The organism is Bradyrhizobium sp. CSS354 (assembly GCF_029051725.1).
Classification (GTDB): domain Bacteria; phylum Pseudomonadota; class Alphaproteobacteria; order Rhizobiales; family Xanthobacteraceae; genus Bradyrhizobium.
Map to the genome: position 1 here is coordinate 131,923 of NZ_JAACFU010000004.1, position 19,616 is coordinate 151,538.

Below are 19,616 nucleotides of genomic sequence, written 5' to 3' on the forward strand. Positions count from 1 at the left end.
TTCAGGCTTCGTAAGCACGATCAGAACCGCTCGGGCCGCAGCAGCGCGTAAGTGAGGTAGAACAGGAGACCGAGCGAGACGGCACCGGCGAGCGAATAATCGAAGATCATGGTCCGCTCCCTCAAAGCCGTTCGCAGGCGTAGGTGTAACCGATCGCGAGCGCGAAGAAGCCGAAGCCCAGCGCCAGCATCAGAATGTCCATCATGGAGATACTCCTCGTTGCGCCCTTGATTTCGGTGCAACCGTTTTCTTGGGAGACCCGGTCGGCGCGTGAAAGGAAATGCCGGTGCATTTCCACGGGGCCTACCGGGACTTTTGACCGGGCTGAAGTGCCACCGCGGGGATAGGTTTTCGAGACGAGGGCCGTGGCGAAGTTATAGGAATCTCATAAAGGCCGGCGGCGGTCCGATGCCCACACTTATGAAATCGCTATATCTCCCGCCCCGTCCCCATCTCGTTTTCAAATGCCGTTTTGGCCATCTTGGAGAGGCCGGCCGACTGACCGACGCCAATCCAGGAGGCCTGACATGACCGCCGCCCGCCGACACCACGAACCGCCGTCACTCAGCGACCGCTTGCGCAGCACGCAGGCGATGACGCGGCCCTTGATGCTCGACATCATCGCGCACGCCTGCCGTCGCTTCCCTTCGCTTGGACAAAGCGAACGCACCGCACGCATCATGCGCCTGGTCGATGTCGAGGCCTGGGCCGATGCCGCGCTGGCACTGATGGAGCTGGAGCTGCCACTCTGGCAGGTCCGCCGCATCGCCTATGACGAGGGCGAATGGCACTGTGCTCTCTCGCGCGAGCGCGAATTGCCGGACTGGCTCGACGCCGCGGTCGAAGCCCACCACGCCGATCTCGCGCTCGCGCTGCTGTCGGCCTTCGTCGAGGTCGAGGCATCGATCCTGGCCGTCTCGCGTCCGAGCGCTCCCACTGTTCGTTCCGCGCCTGACCCGCTCTATGAGCCGGTCGGCTGCGAGAATTTCGGCTAGTGGGGCGCGGTCCTGACGCTCGTCATCACACTCGTGGCGCGCGGGCTCGGAGCATAAGCCCTCACGCCATCGACCGCGAATTGACTATGGCTGCCTAGGAGGCGAGCAACCGGCTCCGCAGCGCGTCACGATGCCCGGTTGAGGGTGCGTATCCCCTCGGAGAGGGCGTGGCCAAAAACACCCGGCCGATCTGGCGAAATTTCGCGGAACCGTGTAGATCGGGTTCATGAGCACCAGCAACGTCAACGTCGTCGCCCATCCCCTGGTCCAGCACAAGCTCTCCCTGATGCGGGAGAAGGACCGCTCGACCAAGAGCTTTCGCGAGATCCTGAACGAGATCGGGATGCTGCTCGGCTACGAGGTGACGCGCGACCTGCCGCTGGAGCTGGTCGAGATCGAGACGCCGATTGCGCCGATGCGGGCGCCCAAGATCGCCGGCAAGAAGCTCACGCTGGCGCCGATCCTGCGCGCCGGCGTCGGCTTCCTCGACGGCATGCTGGCGCTGATGCCCTCGGCGCGCATCGCCCATATCGGACTCTACCGCGATCCCCAGACGTTGCAGGCCGTGGAATATTACTTCAAGGCGCCGCAGGACCTGTCGGACCGCACCGTGATCCTGATGGACCCGATGCTGGCGACCGGCAACTCGGCCTGCGCCGGCGCCTCGCTGCTGAAGGCGCGCGGCGCCCGCGACATCCGCTTCGTCTGCCTTCTGGCCGCGCCTGAAGGCGTCGCGCAGTTCCAGAGCGAACATCCCGACGTGCCGGTCTGGACCGCCGCGATCGATGAGCGGCTGAACGACCACGGCTACATCGTGCCGGGGCTGGGCGACGCCGGCGACCGGATGTTCGGCACCAAGTAGACAGGTTCGCGCGGTCGGGTTAGTCCGGTTGCCATGAGCGCCAATGAATTTTCGCTGCAATCGCTGATCAGGACCGAAGCCGCCGATCCGGCCTTTGTGTTCGACGGCACGCCGGTCTCGCGCGCGGAATTCTCGGAAAAGATCGAGCAGGCCGCCGCCTGGCTTGCCGCGCGCGGTATCGGCAAGGGCGACGTCGTCGCGGTCTGGCTGGTCAACCGGATCGAATGGATCGCGCTGCTGTTCGCCGCCGCCCGGCTCGGGGCAATCGTCGCCGCCGTCAATACACGCTACCGCAGCGCGGAGGTCGCTCATCTCCTGAAGCTGTCCGACGCCAGGCTGATGGTGATCGAAGCCGCGTTCCGCTCGATCGACTTTGCCGCTATTCTCGCTGACGTCGCCAAGGACGAGGTGCCTGCGCTGCGAGAACTCGCGGTAGTTGGCGGGGATGCGATCCCCGCACATTGGCCGTGCGTGCGCTTCGATGCCTTCGACAAGCCCTATCCGCCGGCTCCCCCAGCGGATGAGGACGTCGATCTGCCTTTGCTGCTCTACACGACATCGGGCACCACCAAGGGACCGAAGCTTGTCGCGCATTCGCAGCGCACGCTGGCCACGCACGCCGCCTCCGTTGCCAAGGCGCTAAAACTCTCGCCGCAGCGCCATGCGCTGCTGGCCATGCTGCCGTTCTGCGGCACCTTCGGCATGACGAGCCTGCTCGGCTTCATCGCAGCGGGCGCGACCGTCCATGCGCTCGACGCCTTCGAGGGCGCGCCGGCGCTGAAGATTCTCCGCGAGTACGGGATCACCCACGCCTTTGGCTCGGACGAGATGTTCCGCCGCATCCTCACCCTCGCCGACGCGCTGCATCCGTTTCCGCAGCTCGAAATCTGCGGCTTTGCCGCGTTCCAGCCCGGCTGGCGCGAACTCGCCGCGGAGGCCGAGGCGCGCGGCATGCCCCTGTTCGGCCTCTACGGTTCGAGCGAGGTGCAGGCGCTGTTCTCGATCGCACGCGCGAGTGACGCCTTCACCGATCGCATCGAGGGCGGCGGCTGGCCGATGTCGCCGGAGGCCAAGGTCCGTGTGCGCGACACCGAGACCGGCGAACTCGCCGCTCCAGGTGTCTCCGGCGAGATCGAGATCCGTGCGCCGTCACGCTTCCTCGGCTACTACAACAATCCCGACGCGACGCGCGACGCCATCACCGCGGACGGCTTCTTCCGCACCGGGGATATCGGCCGGCTGCGCGGCGACGGCTCCTTCGTCTACGAAACCCGCGCGGGCGATGCCATGCGGCTCGGCGGCTTCCTGGTTGCGCCCGGCGAGATCGAGGACGAGCTCAAATCGTGCGCTGGCGTGGCCGACGCCCAGGTCGTCGCGGTCGATCTGAAGGGAAACGCCCGCTGCGTTGCCTTCGTGATCCCCATCCAGGACCCCCACCACGAGCCGCCGCGGCAGGACGCGTTGATCACGCGCTTGCGCGAGCGGCTCGCCGGCTACAAGGTCCCGGCGCGGATCTATGTCGTGGAGGCCTTCCCCGTCACCGACAGCGCGAATGGCGTCAAGATCCAGCGCGCCCGGCTTCGGGCCATGGCGATGGAGCGGATCGCTGCTGAATAAGCACGGCCACTGGGCCAGCGCGCGAACTCGTCTAGGCCAAAAGGTCGCGCGTTAGCTAGTATGACTTGGCCAGTCCAAGCACCTTTTCCGCAATGAAGCTGAGCGCAAGCTGCGGGCTGACCGGCGCGATGCGCGGGATCAGAACTTCGCGCAAGTAACGCTCGACATGGAATTCCTTGGCATAGCCGAAGCCGCCATGGGTCATCACCGCCTGCTCGCAGGCATGATAGCCGGCCTCACCCGCAATGTATTTCGCCGCATTGGCGGCGCCGCCACAAGGCATGCCCTTGTCGTATTGCCAAGCCGCCGACATCACCATCAACCAGGCCGCCTCGAGCTCGACCCAGTTTACGGCCAGCGGATGCTGAATGCCCTGGTTCTTACCGATGGGCCGGTTGAACACCACGCGGGTCTTGGCGTATTCGGTCGCGCGCGACAGTGCGAGCTTGCCGAGGCCGACTGCTTCCGCTGCGATCAGGATGCGCTCCGGGTTCATGCCTTCGAGGATGTACTGGAAGCCTTTGCCTTCTTCGCCGATCCGGTCTTCCATGGGGATCTCGAAATCCTCGAAGAACAGCTCGTTGGAATCGACGACCTTGCGGCCCATCTTCTCGATCTCGTGGACCTTGATCCTGTTGCGATCGAAGTCCGTATAGAACAGGCTCAGCCCATGCTTCGGCGAGCGCACGTCCTCCAACGGTGTGGTGCGCGCCAGCAGCAGGATCTTGTGCGCGACCTGTGCGGTCGAGATCCACACCTTCTGGCCGTTGACGATGTAGCGGTCGTTCTTGGCCACCGCGCGGGTCTTGAGCTGGGTGGTGTTGAGGCCGGTGTTGGGCTCGGTCACGGCAAAGCACGCCTTCTCGCGGCCCTCGACCATCGGCGGCAGCATGCGCTTGCGCTGTTCCTCGGTGCCGAACACGACCACGGGATTGAGACCGAACACGTTGATGTGCACCGCTGATGCGCCGGACATGCCGGCGCCGGATTCGGCGATGGCGCGCATCATGATCGCGGCTTCGGTGATGCCGAGCCCGGAGCCGCCGTAGGCCTCCGGCACGCAGATGCCGAGCCAGCCGGCGTCGGCCAGCGCCTTGTGGAAGTCGTGCGGAAAACCGCCGTCATGGTCCTTCTTCAGCCAATAGGCATCGGGAAAGCCTTCGCAGATCTTCGCGATAGCGTCGCGAATGGCCTCCTGCTGATCGGTGAGCGCGAAATCCATGATGGTCTCCTTGTTGGGAGCCGCGCCCGCGCAATCTCCCGCCTCTTCGCGTTTCCCATGCGAGGGCCGTGGCCGATGACTGTACCCGGACGTGCCCTCGCTTGCGTTCTTTAGCTCGAAAAACCGGGTACAGATACGTGAATTTGCCTGCCAACTGTGTGTACCATGCATGGGATCATGCGGCGCGACGGTGTGAGCGCGCCGTTATTTCGCAGGGAGGAAGACCGCGATGGCCGGACTTTATTTCGAGGAGTTTTCGGTAGGCCAGGAGTTCAGGCATCCCCTGACGCGGACCGTCACGGAGATGGACAACACCATGTTCAGCCTGCTGACGCTCAATCCGCAGCCGCTGCACATCGACGCACATTTTGCGGCCCAGACCGAGTTCGGCCAGCGCATTTTCAACAGCCTTTACACCCTCGGCATCATGATCGGCATGACGGTCTATGATACGACCATGGGAACCACCGTTGCCAATCTCGGCATGACCGACGTCACTTTTCCGAAGCCGGTCTTCCATGGCGACACGCTGCGGGCGACGACGAAGGTGCTTTCGTTACGGGAATCCAAATCGCGCCCCAAGGCGGGCATCGTCGAGTTCGAGCACCACGCTCTCAACCAGAACGACGAGATCGTCGGAAAATGCCGCCGCATGGCGATGATGCACAAGAGGCCGGTCTGATGCGTTCGATGCTGTTCGTGCCGGGCGACTCCCCGCGCAAATTCGAGAAGGCGAGCGAAGGCAAGGCCGACGCGCTGATCATCGATCTCGAAGATTCCGTCGTCACCGACAAGAAGCCGGAGGCGCGCGGGTTGACGCTGGCGATGCTGAAGGGCCGCAACAAGCCCCATCAGCTCTATGTCCGCGTCAACGCGCTCGACACCGGCATGACGCTCGCCGACCTTGCCGCGGTGATTCCAGGCAAGCCCGACGGCATCGTGCTGCCGAAATCGCAGGGCGGCGACGACGTGCGGCAGGTCGCGACCTGGCTGGAAGCTTTGGAAGCTGCGGCTGGTATCGCGATCGGCTCAACACGCATCGTCTGCGTCGCGACCGAAACCGCAGGATCGATCTTCGGGCTCGGCAGCTATAAGGGCTGCTCCCCTCGCCTCGCCGGCCTGATGTGGGGCGCGGAGGATCTCTCGGCCTCGCTCGGCGCTACTGAAAAGGCGTCAGGCGGCGTGTTCCACAGTCCTTATCGCCTGGCGCGCGATCTCTGCCTGATGGCAGCCGCCGCGGCCGAGGTCGCGCCGATCGACACCGTCTATACCGATATCGACAATCTGGCGGGGCTCGAACAGGAAACGCGCGCGGCGCGGCGCGACGGCTTTTCGGCGAAAGCGCTGATCCATCCCAAGCACGTCGACGTGGTCAACGCGGCGTTCGAACCGACCGAGGCCGAGCGCAATTGGGCCGAGAAGGTGATCGCGGCGTTCGCGAGCAATCCGAACTCCGGCACCCTGCGCCTCGACGGCCAGATGATCGACAAGCCGCATCTTCGCGCCGCGATGAAGATCCTCGGCCAAAGCTAGATCAGGACGCCGCGCTGCGACATGGGATCGAAGCCGCTCTCAGCGTCGTCGTGGCCGGGCTTGTCCCGGCCATCCACGGGCTTCCACGCAACCGGCACCCAAAAACGTGGATGCCCGGGACAAGCCCGGGCATGACGAAGCGAAAACGTCCCGCCCCTCACTTTTCCGCAAACGGGGAGAGGCGAAGACAATCAGACGATCTTGATCGACATGTCCGGCAAGCCGTCGAGCTTGCACAAGAGCACGTCGCCCTTCACGACCGGGCCGACATTCTCCGGCGTGCCGGAATAGATGATGTCGCCGGCCTTCAGCTCGAACGCTTCCGACAGTTTTGCGATCTGCTCGGCCACGTTCCAGATCATCTTGCTGAGATCCGAGCTCTGCTTGACGGTGCCATTGATCGCCAGCGAAATGGCGCCCTTGTCGAAATGACCGGTCTTGCTGGCCGGGTGGATCGGGCCGATCACCGCGGCGTGGTCGAAGCTCTTGCCGATCTCCCAGGGCTTCTTCTCCGCGGCCATCCCGTTCTGGAGATCGCGCCGGGTCATGTCGAGGCCGAGCGCGTAGCCATAGACATGGTCGAGCGCCTTCTCGGCCGGGATGTTGCTGCCGGCGGACTTCAGCGCGGCGACCAGTTCGACCTCGTGGTGATAGTTCTTGGTCAGCGACGGGTAGGGATGATCGGCGACCTCGCCTACAGCGACGTTCTGGATTGCGTCGGTCGGCTTCTGAAAAAAGAACGGCGGCTCGCGGTTCGGGTCCGAGCCCCGCTCGATCGCGTGCGCCGCATAGTTACGCCCGATGCAGTAGATGCGGCGGACCTGGAACACCTGGGTTTCGCCGATGATCGGAATGGTGACCATCGGCACCGGAAAGAGCGGTTTCGGGCCGGCCTGCGCCGCAGCCGGCGCAACTTCCGCGATTGAGGCAGCACTCGCGGCCGCGGCAATTGCGAGCAGCTCCCGTCGCGTTGCTGAGATCTCTTTCATGTTTGCGCTCCCTTTTTATGTTCGTTGGGCGCATCATGCGCGCCGAGCCGCCTGATAATCAATATTCAGTATGCCAGCAATGCTGGACCGGCACGTCGTCCAATTGAGAACACGCCGTTTGCGACCGAGCCTTCCCACCCCGGCTCCCTTTCGCCCTAGCATGGAACTTGCATAAATTCTGGGCGACATGGACGCCGCATGAACCTCATCAGCCTCGATATCCGCATGCTCCGGTCGCTGATCTCCGTGGTCGAGACCGGCAGCATCACCGAGACCGCGCGGCGGCTGGGCCGCACCCAGCCGGCCATCACGCTGCAATTGCAGCGGCTGGAGGAGTTGACCGGGAAGCAATTGTTCGAGCATGCCGGCCGCCGGCTGACGCTGAGTGAGGACGGCACCACGGTTCTCACCTACGCCAAATCCATCCTGCGGTTGCATGACGAATTGATTTCGCAACTGGCGTCACAGGAGATCGAGGGTCAGGTCGTGCTCGGCACGCCCGACCTCTATGCCGCCTTCATGCTGCCGCAGATCCTCAGCGTGTTCCGAAAATCCTTCCCCCGCGTCCAGGTCGAGCTCAATTGCGCACTCTCGACGCCGCTGGTGGGCCTGGTCAAGCGCGGCGATGTCGACATCGCGCTCGTCACCCGCATGAACGATTTTACGGGCGGCCAGGTAGTACGGCGCGAGCAACTGGTCTGGATGACCGGCGAGCAGTCCGCCGCGCACCAGGAACGGCCCATTCCGCTGGCGTTGCTGCCGCCCGGCAACATCTATCGCGACTACGCGATCGACACGCTGGAACGCGCAAATTTGCGCTGGCGCATCGCCTGCGTCAGCGAAAGCGTCGGCGGCCTTCAGGCGGCGGCCTTCGCCGGCATGGCCGTGACCGTCCTCGGCCGCAGCGCGCTGGTGCCGGCGATGCGCGAGATCGGCCCGAACGAGGGCCTGCCGCCATTGCCGAAGATCGAGCTGCTGCTCTACAAGTCGAGCGGCGCGACCTCGAAGGCGGCGACCGCCTTGCACGACTACCTCGCGCACTATCTCCGCCTCGACGAGGAGCTCAGCGGCCGCGGCGACCCGATCGAGCTGTCCTGAGCTTCATACCTTCGCGCGCGCGGCACTTTCGCGGAGCGCCAGTGACGGCCAGAAGTTTGCCCAGGGCTGCGCCGCTTCGAACGCGGCGGCGATGCGGAAGATCGTCGGCTCGTCGAGCCAGCGCGCAACGATCTGAAGGCCGATCGGCATTCCATCGCGATCGAAGCCGCAGGGCAGCGTCGCCGCCGGAAGGCCGGCGAGGTTGATCGGCCAGGTGAAGGGCGACCAGCCGAGATGCGGATCGACCTTGCCGCCGTCGATCGTGTCGACGCCGAGGCGGCCGGCCTCGAACGCGGTCACCGCGACGGTCGGCGTCACCAGCGCATCGACGCGCTCGAAAAGCTTCAGGAAACCGCTGCGAGCCTGGCCGCGGCGATACCCCGCTTCGATATAGTCCGTCCCGCTGTAGCGCCGGCCGGCACTGACTAGGTCAAGATAATCTGCTTCGGAGCTGGCGAGATCGGCCGTGCTCTTGCTCGCGACCGCGGCCGCCTGTTCGGTAAAGGCGATCGGCTTCAGCGTGTGCTCGAGGATGCCGGGATCAAGGCCAGGACCATCCATGGTGACCTGCGCGCCGCAGGCATCGAGAATGGCCAGCGCCTTGCCGAACGCCGCGCGCACATCGGGGCTGACGGCGGCGTAGCCGAGATCGACGCTGGCGCCGATACGAATGCCGTTCAACGGCTCGGCCTTCGCATCGAATCGCCGCGCCGCTACCGGCAGGCTCGCGGGATCGCGCAGATCGTAGCCGGCGATGACCTGCAGCGTCAGCGCGGCATCCGCGACCGTGCGCGTGATCGGCCCGGTATGTGCGAGCGAGCCCCAGGATGGTGGCGAGAAGCCGGGCGAACGCGGCACCAGGCCAAAGGTCGGCTTCAGACCGAACACCCCGCAAAAGGACGAGGGCACGCGGATCGAGCCGACGCCATCGGTTCCGATCGCGATCGGACCGCAGCCGGCGGCAACGCCCGCCGCCGCGCCGCCGCTCGATCCGCCGCTGGTGCGACCAGGGTTCCAGGGATTGCGCGTGGTACCGGTGACCGGGCTGTCCGCCGTCAACTTATAGCCGGACTCGCAGGTCGTGGTCTTGCAGGTGATGATGGCACCCGCCCCCTTCAGCGCTGAGACAACCGCCGCATCGACATCGGGCACGAAGGCCTTGTTCATCGGCGAGCCGCCATAGGCCGGCACGCCCGCGACAAAGACCAAATCCTTGATCGTGACGGGTATACCGGCGAGCGGCCCCTTGGCCTCGCCGGCACGCATCTCCCTGGTGAGACGATCGGCCTCCGCCCTCGCCTGCTCGTACATCGGCGTCACCACCGCGTTGCAGGCCTCGTTCGTCACCTCCAGCGCGGCAATGGTGTCGTCGACGACATCGCGCGGAGTGAACGCCTTGCGCCGGTAGCCGGCCAGGATCTCGGTTGCGGAAAGCGAGCCAAGGCCAGTCGGCGCCGGCGGGAAGGCCGTTCGGCCGGAACCATCAGTCATCATCAACCCTAAAAGTGCTAGCTGACCGCCGCGTCGACGGCGCGCTTGGCCATGACCGTGACGAGATGCGCGCGGTAGTCGGCTTCGGCATGGATGTCGGAGGTGAGACCGTCGGTATCGATCCTGATCGCCGCGATCGCGGACGGATCGAAACTTCGCGACAGCGCTTCCTCCATCGGGGGAACGCGGAATACGCCGGAGCCTGCTCCGGTCACGGCAACGCGAACGCCATCGGCGAATTTCGCGACGAACACGCCGACCAGCGCATAGCGCGACGCCGGTGCCTTGAACTTGGCGTAGCCCGCCTTGAGTGGCATCGGAAAGCGGAGCGCCGTGATGATCTCGCCAGGTTCAAGCGCGGTCTCGAACAAGCCGCGGAAGAACCCGTCGGCCGCGATCTCGCGCGTGCTGGTGACGACGGTCGCGCCCAGTCCGAGCACACCTGCCGGATAATCGGCCGCCGGATCGTTGTTCGCGACGGAGCCGCCGATCGTGCCGCGGATGCGCACGGCGGGATCGCCGATCATCGAGGCCAGCGCGGCAAGACCTGGAATCTTCGCCTTCACCAGCTTCGAGGCGGCCACCACCGCATGCGGCGTCATCGCACCGATGGTGATGGTGGCGCCATCGTCGGTGATGCCCTTCAGATGTCCGAGCCTCGACAGGTCGACTAAGGCAGGCGGACTGGCGAGCCGCTGCTTCAGCGTCGGGATCAGCGTCATGCCGCCGGCGAGGAGCTTGCTGTCCTCGATCGAGGTCAGCAGTTTGGCAGCGTCGGGAATCCGGTCCGGCTGGTGATAGGCAAACGGCTTCATTGTCATCCTCCCTATTCAGCAGCGACAGGCAGCGACGCGTTTTGCAGCAGGCGCCAGATCCGGTTCGGCGTCGCCGGCATGTCGACATGGGTGACGCCGAGATGCGACAGCGCATCGACCACCGCGTTGATGACCGCCGCCGGCGAACCGATGGTGCCGACCTCGCCGCAGCCCTTTACACCCATCGGCGTGTGCGTGCACAGAGTCGAATGGGTCGCGATTTTCATCATCGGCATGTGGTCGGCGCGCGGCATGCAGTAGTCCATCAGCGAGCCCGACAGCAGCTGGCCCGAGCCCTCGTCATAGACCGCGTTCTCATAGAGCGCCTGACCGACGCCCTGCACGATGCCGCCGTGCAACTGGCCCTCGACGATCATCGGGTTGATGACGGTGCCGACGTCGTCCACCGCGGTGTAATTGACCAGCGTCACCGTGCCGGTTTCGGGGTCGATCTCGACCTCGGCGATGTGGCAGCCGCCGGGATAGGTGAAGTTGACGGGATCGTAATAAGCCTGCTCTTCCAGTCCCGGCTCCAGCACTTCGAGCGGATAGTCGTGCGGGACGTAGGCGGCGCCCGCGATCTCCTCGAACGTCTTCATGCGGTCGGTGCCTGCGACCGAGAATTTTCCGGCCTCGAACTGGATATCCACTTCGGCCGCTTCAAGCAGATGCGCCGCGATCTTCTTGCCTTTCGCGACCACCTTGTCCGTCGCCTTCGACAGCGCCGCGCCGCCGACCACCAGCGAGCGCGAGCCGTAGGTGCCCATGCCGAACTGCACGCGGTCGGTATCGCCGAACACGATGTCGACGTTGTCAAACGCGACGCCGAGCTTTTCCGAGACGATCTGCGCGAACGTCGTCTCGTGGCCCTGGCCGTGATTGTGCGTGCCGATCATGACCGTGACCTGGCCGGTCGGATGCACCCGCACCGTGGCGCTCTCATAGAGCCCGCCGCGCGCGCCCAATCGTCCGGCGAAGCGCGACGGCGCGAGGCCGCAGGCCTCGACATAGGTCGAGTAGCCGAGCCCGCGGAATTTGCCCCTGCGCGCCGACTCCGCCTTGCGGATACCGAAGTTCTTGACGTCGGCCGCGACAAGGGCGCCGTCGAGACACCCCATCGGATCGCCGGAATCGTACTGCACCAGTACCGGCGTCTGGTAGGGATAGGCCTCCTTCGGGATCATATTGCGTCGGCGGATCTCGACCCGGTCGATGCCCATCTCGCTGGCTGCGACGTCGACGATGCGCTCCAGCACGAAGGTCGCCTCGGGACGGCCGGCGCCGCGATAGGCGTCGACCGGAACGGTGTTGGTGAAGACCACCTTCACGTTGCAGTAGATTGCCGGCGTGGTGTAGACGCCGCCGAGCAGCGGTCCGTAGAGATTGGTCGGGATGTTCGGCCCGAAGGTCGAGAGATAGCCGCCCATATTGGCGAGCGTGTTGACACGGAAGGCCAGAAACTTCCCGGTCTCGTCGAGTGCGAGTTCGGCCTCTGTGACGTGATCGCGGCCGTGGCGATCAGAGACGTAGCCCTCCGACCGGCTCGCAACCCATTTGATCGGCCGCATCACGCGCTTGGCGGCCCAGGTGATCACGGCCTCCTCGCCATAGTGGAACTGCTTGACGCCGAAGCCGCCGCCGACATCGGGTGCGACCACGCGCAGCTTGTGCTGCGGAATGTTCAGCACCAGCGCGCCCATCAGAAAGCGCACGACGTGCGGGAACTGGCTGGTGGTCCACAACGTGAAGCGATCCGTGCCGGGCTCGTATTCGGCGATCGCAGCGCGCGGCTCCATCGGGTTGCCGATCAGCCTGTTGTTGACGAGACTAAGCTTTGCGACATGCGCCGCTTTCCGGAACGCGGTCTCGACCGCCGCCTTGTCGCCCAGCTCCCAATCGCAACAGATGTTGTTCGGAACATCGTCGAACAGTTGCGGCGCGCCGGGTCGCACGGCTTCGAGCACGCCGACCACCGAGGGCAGCACCTCGTAATCGACCGTCAGCAGCTCGGCTGCAGCGCTGGCCTGTGCCGGCGTCTCCGCGACGACGAAGGCGACCATGTCGCCGACGAAGCGCACCTTGCCCTGCGCCAGCATCGGGAACGGCGGCTCCTTCATCGGCACGCCCTTGGCGTCCGTGATACCCCAGCCGCAGGGCAGCGAGCCTAACTTGTCCGCGGCGGCATCCTCGCCGGTCAGGACCGCGATGACGCCGGGCGATGCGAGTGCGGCACTCTTGTCGATACTGCGCAGGATCGCGTGTCCGTGCGGCGAGCGCACGAACACGCCCGCCGTCATGCCCGGACGCTTGATGTCGGAGACGTAATTGCCGCGGCCGGTGAGGAAGCGCTGGTCCTCTTTCCGTTTGGGTGAAGCGCCGATCCCGATCACGTTGCCCATGGTCACTCTCCCCTGGCGGCGTTCATGGCGGCGGCGCCAGCCATGACCGAGACGACGATGTTCTGATAGCCGGTGCAACGGCAGATATTGCCTTCAAGGCCGTGGCGGACGTCGGCTTCCGTCAGGTCCGGCCTCTCGGTCGCGAGCGCCACCGCCGTCATCAGCATGCCGGGCGTGCAAAAACCGCATTGCAGACCGTGATGCTCGCGAAACGCTTCCTGCATCGGATGCAGCCGGTTCGAACCGGGCGCACCTTGAAGCCCCTCGATGGTGAGCAGCGTCGCACCGTCGAGCGCGGGCGCCAGCAGCGTGCAGCTCTTCACCGGCAGGCCGTCGAGATGCACCACGCAGGCGCCGCACTGGCTGGTGTCGCAGCCGATATGAGTGCCGGTGAGATTGAGCTGCTCGCGCAGCAGCTCGGCGACGAGCGTCGCCGGTTCGACGTCCACGATCGTGGGCCGGCCATTGAGTGTGAAGGATATCTGCACGGTCATACTCCTGTGCGCGACGGGTCTTTAGGCGAGTGGAAGCGCGCTGCCGGTGGCCCATGTGGCCATCACGACGTCGCCGACGGTGAAGGGATCCGCGAAAAAAGTCTTTTCCGGCACATAGGCGACGAACGCATCGTCCGGCACGGTGTCCAGCATGACCTTGACGAAATAGCCCTGGTACTCGATCGCGAGCACGCGGCTTGGCAGTGAGGTGGAGCAGCCCGGCGGCAGCTCCCTGCCCGGCCGGACCAGCGCGACATCGTCGCGACGCACGGCGATATCGATCCTGTCACCGACGCTGACCGTGGACCGCGCCTGAAGCGGGACCTCGATGCCGTCAGGCGCGGCCTGCGCGAGCGTAAAGGTCGAACCGTTGACCTTCTCGACCCGCCCCGACAGGACGTTCTGCCCGCCCATAAATTCGGCGACGTAACGATCGTGCGGATGGGCATAGACGTCGCGCGCCGCTCCCGCCTGCTTGATCTTGCCCTGCTCCATCACCACGACCAGATCGGCGAGTGCGATCGCCTCAAGCTGGGTGTGGGTGACATGGATGAAGGTGATGCCGAGCTCCTGCTGCATCCGCCTGAGCTCCTGACGCATCTGCACGCGGAGCTGCTCGTCGAGCGCGGAGAGCGGTTCGTCGAGCAAAAGTACCCTCGGCTCGGTGATCGCCGCGCGCGCCAGCGCCACACGCTGCTGCTGGCCGCCGGAGAGCTGGGCCGGCAGGCGGTCGGCGAATTGCGTCAGACGCACCTTCTCGATCATGGCATCCGCAGCGCGCAGACGATCGGCCTTCGACATGCCGCGCACGCGCAAGGCGAACGCGATGTTGTCGCGCACGGTTAGGTGCGGGAACAGCGCGTAGGACTGAAACATCATCGCGGTGCGCCGCTGCACCGGCGCGAGACCGACGACGTTCTGGCCGCCGATCACGATCTCACCCGCACTCGGGTCTTCATGCCCCGCGATCATGCGCAGAATCGTGGTCTTGCCGCAGCCGGACGGGCCGATGAAGCAGCAATAGGCGCCGTCGGCGATCTTGAGATTGACGCCGTCCACCACATTGGTGACGCCGTCAAAGCTCTTGCAGATGCCCGCCAGTTCGATATCGCCGCGATCGCTCTTCATTTCCGAGCTCAACCCTTTGTGCTGCTGCCACGCTTCTTTTGGATCAGCACGATGCTGCCCAGGCTCGCGCCGATGACGATGAAGGAGACGATCGTCGTCACCGTGCCGAGCGCGTAAAGCGAGGGCGACGTGACGTTCAGGGTCATGCTCCAGATCTCCAGCGGCAGTGTGTTCAGTGAGCCCGCGGTCTGAAGGCTACGCGCAAACTCGTCGTAGGAGAGCGTGAAGCCGAACAGCGCGACCGCGACCAGGCCGGGCGCCAGTACCGGGATCATCACCAGCCGGATCGATTGCCAGCGGCTGGCGCCGAGGTCGTAGGCCGCCTCCTCCCAGACGTGGTTGAAGCGCGACATCACCGCAAACATTACGAGCACGCCGAACGGCAGCGTCCAGGACAGTTGCGCGCCGAGCGCCGAGGTGTACCAGCTCGCATTGAGCCCGAGGGCCTGGAATAACAGACCGGTGCCGAGGCCGAGCACGAGACCGGGCGCGACCAGGCTGCCGATCATCATGTAGAACACGACGGTGTCGCCGCGAAAGCGCTTGCGAAAACCGAGACCGGCGAGGAACGAGACAACCACCGTGATGACGGTGACAATGACGGCGAGCTTGATCGAACGATCGAACGAGCCCTTGACGTCGCCGGTCCGCACCTGGGTGAAGAGATCGACGAACCAGTGTAGCGACTGTCCCTTCATCGGGAAGACGAGGCCGCCGCGGATGTCCTGGAACGACAGGACGTAGATGCAGAACATCGGGCCGTACAGCGCGATCACATAGAACCCGAATAGCGTCGCCAGAAGATAGAACGTCCACGGCCGGCCGCCCTTGCTCGGTGCTATCGCCTTGGTCGTCGCGGGCGCGACCATCTTTGACATGTCGGTTTTGGGCATGTCGGCGAGAACCGCGCTCATCGCGTGATCTCCTGCCTGATGTCGACGGTGCGCAGGATCAGCGAGACGATCGCGACCAGAACCAGCGTCAGCAGCACCGCGCTCGCGGCTGCGGTCGGATATTGCAATACACCGACGTCCTCGTAGAATGCGCTCACCACCGAGGCCGAGCCGCCGCCGGACATCACCTTGACCACGAAGAAATCGCCCATCACGATCGAGACGACGAAGATGGTGCCGAGCGCGATGCCGCTCTTGGACATCGGGACCACGATCAGACGCATGATGTCGAAACGGCTGGCGCCTGCATCGATCGCGGCCTCGATCAGCTTCTTGTCGATCCGTGCCATGGAATTGAAGATCGGCACGATCATGAAAATGGTGAGCTGATGGACATAAGCGATGACCACCGCGAGGTCGGAGAACAGCAACACTTCGAGCGGCTGGCGGATCACACCGAGCCCCAGCAGCACCTGGTTGATCAGGCCTTCCTTGCCGAGGAGCGGAATCCAGGAAATCATCCGGATGATGTTCGAGGTCCAGAACGGTACCGTGCAGAGCAGGAACAGACCAATCGCCAGTAATTGGTTGCGGACGTGGAAAACCAGGAAGTATGCGACGAAGAAGCCAATGATCAGCGTGAAGATCCAGGTCAGAACCGTGAACTTGATCGTCGCCAGATACAGTTTCAGCGTCAGTGCCGAATGCAGCACCTCGACATAGCTTGCGAGCGTGAAACCCGGCGTCAGCCCGCCAAAGCCGTCAGTGGCGAAAAAGCTCGCCGCCAGCACGACCAGGATCGGCGCCACGAAGAACGGCACCAGCACCAGCACGAGCGGCGACACGTAGAGCCAGCCGGCGAGATTTGCGCGTGGTGAGGTTTGAGCTGGACTAAGACTTGGCTGCATGTCGGCAAACGCCTCGAAGTCGATCTTTTGGCACCGGCGCATCGCCGCGCCGGCGCTTCGTTCACGTCAGGGAAAGCAGGTTTCAGGCCACCTTGAAGTCGTTCCAGCGCTTGTTCATGTAGGCGGCTTCGTCCATTAGCGTGTTCCAACAGGAAATGTTCTTGACGCGGTCGAGGAACGAGCCGCCGTCGCGTTTGGTGCCGCTCTTCTCCATCGGCACGCCATAGGGGTCGTTGACCACCTCGGGCGCCGGCTGGCCCTCGTACCAGAATGCCCATTCGGCCGGCGTGAGGAATTTCTTCGCAGTCGAAGGCACCGGGCTGTAATAGCCGTAGCGGGCGACGAAGCCGCCCTGCCAACCCGACAGATACCAGTTGAGATATTCGTAGGCCGCGTCCAGCTTCTTGCCGGAGAGATGCTTCATCAGGCCCATGCCGTTGCACCAGCCGCGATAGCCTTCCTTGCCGTTCTTGATGTTGACCGGCGCGTAGACGCAGGGGATTTCTTTCACGCGCACCGCGGCAACCGCCGGCGACCACATCGACTGGATCACCACTTCACCCGCCGCCATCAACTGCACCGACTGGTCGAAGGTGGTCCAGGTCGCGCGGAACTGGCCCTGCTTCTTGAGCTCGATCAGCTTGTTGCAGGTGAAGTCGATCTCCTCCTTGGTCATGTTGCCCTTGTTGCCGTAGTTGATCAGGCCGGCGCTTTCGAAGCAGAGCGCGGCGTCCATGATGCCGATCGCGGGCACGTCGAGGATCGCGGCCTTGCCTTTGAATTTCGGGTCGATCAGATCCTTCCATTCCGTGACTTCATGGCCGACGAGGTCGGGGCGGTAGCCGATGGAGTCGGCGTTGTAGACCTGTGGCAGGAACGTCGCCCATTCCGTGACGCCGTCGTTGAGGTCGGTCGAATCGGGCTTGGCGATATACATGGCCTCGTAGGGCGAGATGCCCTGGCGCGGGATCTTGTGGCCGTCGATCTCGCCCTTGGTGAAGATCGGCAGGATGTTGTCGAACTCCTTGACCTTCTTGACCTCGATGCCCTGGATCACGCCGCGCTTGGCGGCGAGCTTGGCCTGCCAGCCCTCGAGATCGGCGATATCGACCGTATTAGGCTGGCTTATGAAGCGGTTGATGGCGGCGGAGGTGTCGAGGTTCTGCATCGTTACCTTGAAGCCGAGATCCTTGGCCGCCTGGTCACCGATCGCCTTCACCACCGAATAGGACACGCCGACATGGCGCAGCTCGATATCCTTGATCTCCTGCGCCCAGATGGTCGGGAATCCGCGGATCGCGTCCGATCCTGCGGCCGCGCCGGCCACCGCCGCGGCGCCCTTCAACAGCGTGCGCCTGCTCAGCTTTTTCGCAGGCTTGTCGCTCGTCCCCGCCGGATTGGCAGTGGATGTCCCCTTGTCCCTGTCAAGCATGGCAACCCTCGTTGGTTACGATGAACGCTCGCACCGATCGCCATTGACCGGCTGCGATATGATCGATTGCACAGGAGGCTATGGGCGGAACTTTGCGAAGTAAAATTGGAAGTAAAAATTCGCGCTATAAGGGAGGCTAATGGTTCGGACGGCTGCATTTGCTTTTGGCAGCACGCATAAGAAGGCGTCAGGACGTGCATACAAGACGGCGAATGCGGCGCGGCGGACTTTTTCACGCAGCACGTGCGACAAGGCTTGCGCTGCTCGCGGCCGGAACATCGTGCGCGGCGCACGCCGGCGCCGTGCCGATCGCACCTGCGGGGCTGCAAGCGATCGGCACCGTCGATCCCCGCTTCCAGTCCTACAACATCGAGATGGTGGAGCTGACCGGCGGGCGGTTCTGGAAGCCTTATCCGCAAACGATGCGCACGCGGGTTGACAAGGATCGCTACAGTTACAGACCTCCAATCGATCTCGGCAACACGCGTCTGCGCAAGCTCGCGGTGGCGTTGTCGCCGGCGTATCTGCGCGTGAGTGGCACCTGGGCCAATGCGACGTTCTTCGCCGACACCGCGAATGCGCCGGCTGCACCGCCCCCGGGATTCGACGCAGTGCTAAGCCGCGCGCAGTGGCGCGGCGTCGTCGACTTTGCGCGCGCGACTGGTGCGGAGATCGTCACCTCCTTTGCCATCAGCCCGGGCAGCCGCGATGCGGATGGCCTTTGGAGGCCGGATCAGGCGCAACGCCTAATCGACTATACGCGTTCGCTGAGCGGCCACATCGCCGCCGCCGAATTCATGAACGAGCCGACGCTCGCGGCGATGAGCGGAGCGCCGCGAGGATATGACGCGAAAGCCTATGTTCGCGATTTCGACGTCTTTCGCGACTGGATACGGCGCGCGGCGCCGGAAACACTGATCGTCGGCCCGGGCTCGGTCGGCGATTCCACGTCCTCTTCCGCGTCAAGTATTCGCACCCGCGATCTGCTTGCCAATTCCGGAGCCGACGTCGATCGCTTCTCGTACCATCACTACAACACGATCTCACCACGCTGCGGCGGCCGCGATGAGCCGGCACGCGCGTTGTCCGAAGAATGGCTCGCCCGAACCGATGCGACGCTGTCGATCTACCGTGGCCTGCGCGATGAATTCGCGCCGAGCAAACCGATCTGGCTGACGGAAACCGCCGATGCCGCTTGCGGCGGCAACCGCTGGGATAAGACTTTCCCCGATACGTTCCGCTATCTCGACCAGCTCGGAGGCCTGGCCAAGGCTGGCGTTCAAGTGGTGATGCACAACACGCTGGCCGCGAGCGATTACGGATTGCTGGACGAGAAGACGTTCCGCCCGAGACCCAATTATTGGGGCGCGCTGCTCTGGCATCGGTTGATGGGCACGACGGTGCTCGGCGCAGGCGCAGCGATGGCGCCCGGCCTCCATGTCTACGCGCACTGTCACCCGTCGATGCGCGGCGCCGTGACCGTGCTCGCGATCAATATCTCGCGTAGCGCAACGCGCACGATCATGTTACCGCTGTCCGCCAAACGCTACACTTTGCAGGCAGCAGGACTGAATGGTGCAACCGTGCAACTGAACGGCAAGACGCTCGCGCTGACCGACGAAGATGGGCTGCCGCACCTCGCCGCGCGCAAGACTGCGGCCAGCGCAGTGCGCCTCGCGCCTGAGACCATCACCTTCCTCGTCGTCCCGGGCGCTGCGAACCCGGCGTGCCGATGACCGC

19 protein-coding genes are annotated in these 19,616 nt (G+C 64.4%); 7 read left to right on the plus strand and 12 right to left on the minus strand.

Annotated features, from left to right (window positions below; genetic code table 11):
* Positions 1-20 precede the first annotated feature (20 nt).
* Together GWG67_RS10570 and GWG67_RS10575 are read right to left on the minus strand one after the other, a co-directional pair.
* Positions 21-110 (minus strand): K(+)-transporting ATPase subunit F, encoded by a 90-nt coding sequence (locus GWG67_RS10570; protein WP_018454042.1) that lies wholly within the window; start codon positions 108-110, stop codon positions 21-23.
* Between the two features lie 11 nt (positions 111-121).
* A complete protein-coding gene (locus GWG67_RS10575) occupies positions 122-298 on the minus strand; it encodes a hypothetical protein (protein WP_275169296.1) in 177 nt (58 codons plus the stop codon).
* Between the two features lie 229 nt (positions 299-527).
* Between GWG67_RS10575 and GWG67_RS10580 the strand changes: the two genes are divergently transcribed.
* The 3 genes from GWG67_RS10580 to GWG67_RS10590 all read left to right on the plus strand — a co-directional run bounded on the left by GWG67_RS10580 (position 528) and on the right by GWG67_RS10590 (position 3,474).
* A complete protein-coding gene (locus GWG67_RS10580) occupies positions 528-995 on the plus strand; it encodes a hypothetical protein (protein WP_275169297.1) in 468 nt (155 codons plus the stop codon).
* 226 nt (positions 996-1,221) lie between these two features.
* A complete protein-coding gene (gene upp, locus GWG67_RS10585; protein ID WP_275169298.1) occupies positions 1,222-1,857 on the plus strand; it encodes a uracil phosphoribosyltransferase in 636 nt (211 codons plus the stop codon).
* 33 nt (positions 1,858-1,890) lie between these two features.
* Positions 1,891-3,474, plus strand: coding sequence for an AMP-binding protein (locus GWG67_RS10590; RefSeq protein ID WP_275169299.1), 1,584 nt, complete (start codon positions 1,891-1,893; stop codon positions 3,472-3,474).
* Positions 3,475-3,529: 55 nt separating this feature from the next.
* On the opposite strand, the gene GWG67_RS10595 is transcribed toward GWG67_RS10590, so the two are convergent.
* Positions 3,530-4,696 (minus strand): acyl-CoA dehydrogenase family protein, encoded by a 1,167-nt coding sequence (locus tag GWG67_RS10595; RefSeq protein ID WP_275169300.1) that lies wholly within the window; start codon positions 4,694-4,696, stop codon positions 3,530-3,532.
* A gap of 229 nt (positions 4,697-4,925) precedes the next feature.
* Here GWG67_RS10595 and GWG67_RS10600 point away from each other — a divergent pair, with 229 nt between their 5' ends.
* On the plus strand, positions 4,926-5,378 hold the full coding sequence (locus tag GWG67_RS10600) for a MaoC family dehydratase (RefSeq protein ID WP_247818300.1): 453 nt from the start codon (positions 4,926-4,928) through the stop codon (positions 5,376-5,378).
* Positions 5,378-6,229 carry a CoA ester lyase gene (locus GWG67_RS10605; RefSeq protein WP_275169301.1) on the plus strand — a complete coding sequence of 284 codons (852 nt, stop codon included), beginning with the start codon at positions 5,378-5,380 and terminating at the stop codon, positions 6,227-6,229. The genes GWG67_RS10600 and GWG67_RS10605 overlap by 1 nt, the downstream gene beginning before the upstream one ends.
* A gap of 191 nt (positions 6,230-6,420) precedes the next feature.
* On the opposite strand, the gene GWG67_RS10610 is transcribed toward GWG67_RS10605, so the two are convergent.
* Complete coding sequence (locus GWG67_RS10610; RefSeq protein WP_275169302.1) at positions 6,421-7,218, minus strand: fumarylacetoacetate hydrolase family protein; 798 nt, start codon at positions 7,216-7,218, stop codon at positions 6,421-6,423.
* A 198-nt stretch (positions 7,219-7,416) separates the two neighbouring features.
* Here GWG67_RS10610 and GWG67_RS10615 point away from each other — a divergent pair, with 198 nt between their 5' ends.
* Entirely contained in the window at positions 7,417-8,316 is a 900-nt protein-coding gene (locus GWG67_RS10615; protein WP_027519799.1) for a LysR substrate-binding domain-containing protein, read from the plus strand.
* Between the two features lie 3 nt (positions 8,317-8,319).
* Here GWG67_RS10615 and GWG67_RS10620 read toward each other — a convergent pair whose 3' ends face one another.
* The 8 genes from GWG67_RS10620 to GWG67_RS10655 are packed head-to-tail and all read right to left on the minus strand — an operon-like array spanning position 8,320 to position 17,876.
* Positions 8,320-9,807, minus strand: coding sequence for an amidase (locus tag GWG67_RS10620; RefSeq protein ID WP_275169303.1), 1,488 nt, complete (start codon positions 9,805-9,807; stop codon positions 8,320-8,322).
* A gap of 17 nt (positions 9,808-9,824) precedes the next feature.
* The gene (locus tag GWG67_RS10625; RefSeq protein WP_275169304.1) at positions 9,825-10,622 is read right to left on the minus strand and encodes a xanthine dehydrogenase family protein subunit M; all 798 of its coding nucleotides are present in this window, start codon (positions 10,620-10,622) and stop codon (positions 9,825-9,827) included.
* 11 nt (positions 10,623-10,633) lie between these two features.
* Positions 10,634-13,021 (minus strand): xanthine dehydrogenase family protein molybdopterin-binding subunit, encoded by a 2,388-nt coding sequence (locus GWG67_RS10630; protein ID WP_275169305.1) that lies wholly within the window; start codon positions 13,019-13,021, stop codon positions 10,634-10,636.
* 2 nt (positions 13,022-13,023) lie between these two features.
* A complete protein-coding gene (locus GWG67_RS10635; protein WP_275169306.1) occupies positions 13,024-13,515 on the minus strand; it encodes a (2Fe-2S)-binding protein in 492 nt (163 codons plus the stop codon).
* A 21-nt stretch (positions 13,516-13,536) separates the two neighbouring features.
* The gene (locus tag GWG67_RS10640) at positions 13,537-14,643 is read right to left on the minus strand and encodes an ABC transporter ATP-binding protein (RefSeq protein WP_275169307.1); all 1,107 of its coding nucleotides are present in this window, start codon (positions 14,641-14,643) and stop codon (positions 13,537-13,539) included.
* Between the two features lie 8 nt (positions 14,644-14,651).
* Complete coding sequence (locus tag GWG67_RS10645) at positions 14,652-15,557, minus strand: ABC transporter permease (protein ID WP_275169308.1); 906 nt, start codon at positions 15,555-15,557, stop codon at positions 14,652-14,654.
* Positions 15,554-16,486 (minus strand): ABC transporter permease, encoded by a 933-nt coding sequence (locus GWG67_RS10650; RefSeq protein ID WP_275169309.1) that lies wholly within the window; start codon positions 16,484-16,486, stop codon positions 15,554-15,556. The genes GWG67_RS10645 and GWG67_RS10650 overlap by 4 nt, the downstream gene beginning before the upstream one ends.
* 40 nt (positions 16,487-16,526) lie before the next feature.
* Positions 16,527-17,876: a PotD/PotF family extracellular solute-binding protein gene (locus tag GWG67_RS10655; protein ID WP_275169310.1), complete on the minus strand. Its 1,350-nt coding sequence runs from the start codon at positions 17,874-17,876 to the stop codon at positions 16,527-16,529.
* Positions 17,877-18,088: 212 nt separating this feature from the next.
* Between GWG67_RS10655 and GWG67_RS10660 the strand changes: the two genes are divergently transcribed.
* Positions 18,089-19,612, plus strand: a complete 1,524-nt coding sequence (locus GWG67_RS10660) for a hypothetical protein (RefSeq protein WP_275169311.1) — start codon at positions 18,089-18,091, stop codon at positions 19,610-19,612.
* Positions 19,613-19,616: the final 4 nt, after the last annotated feature.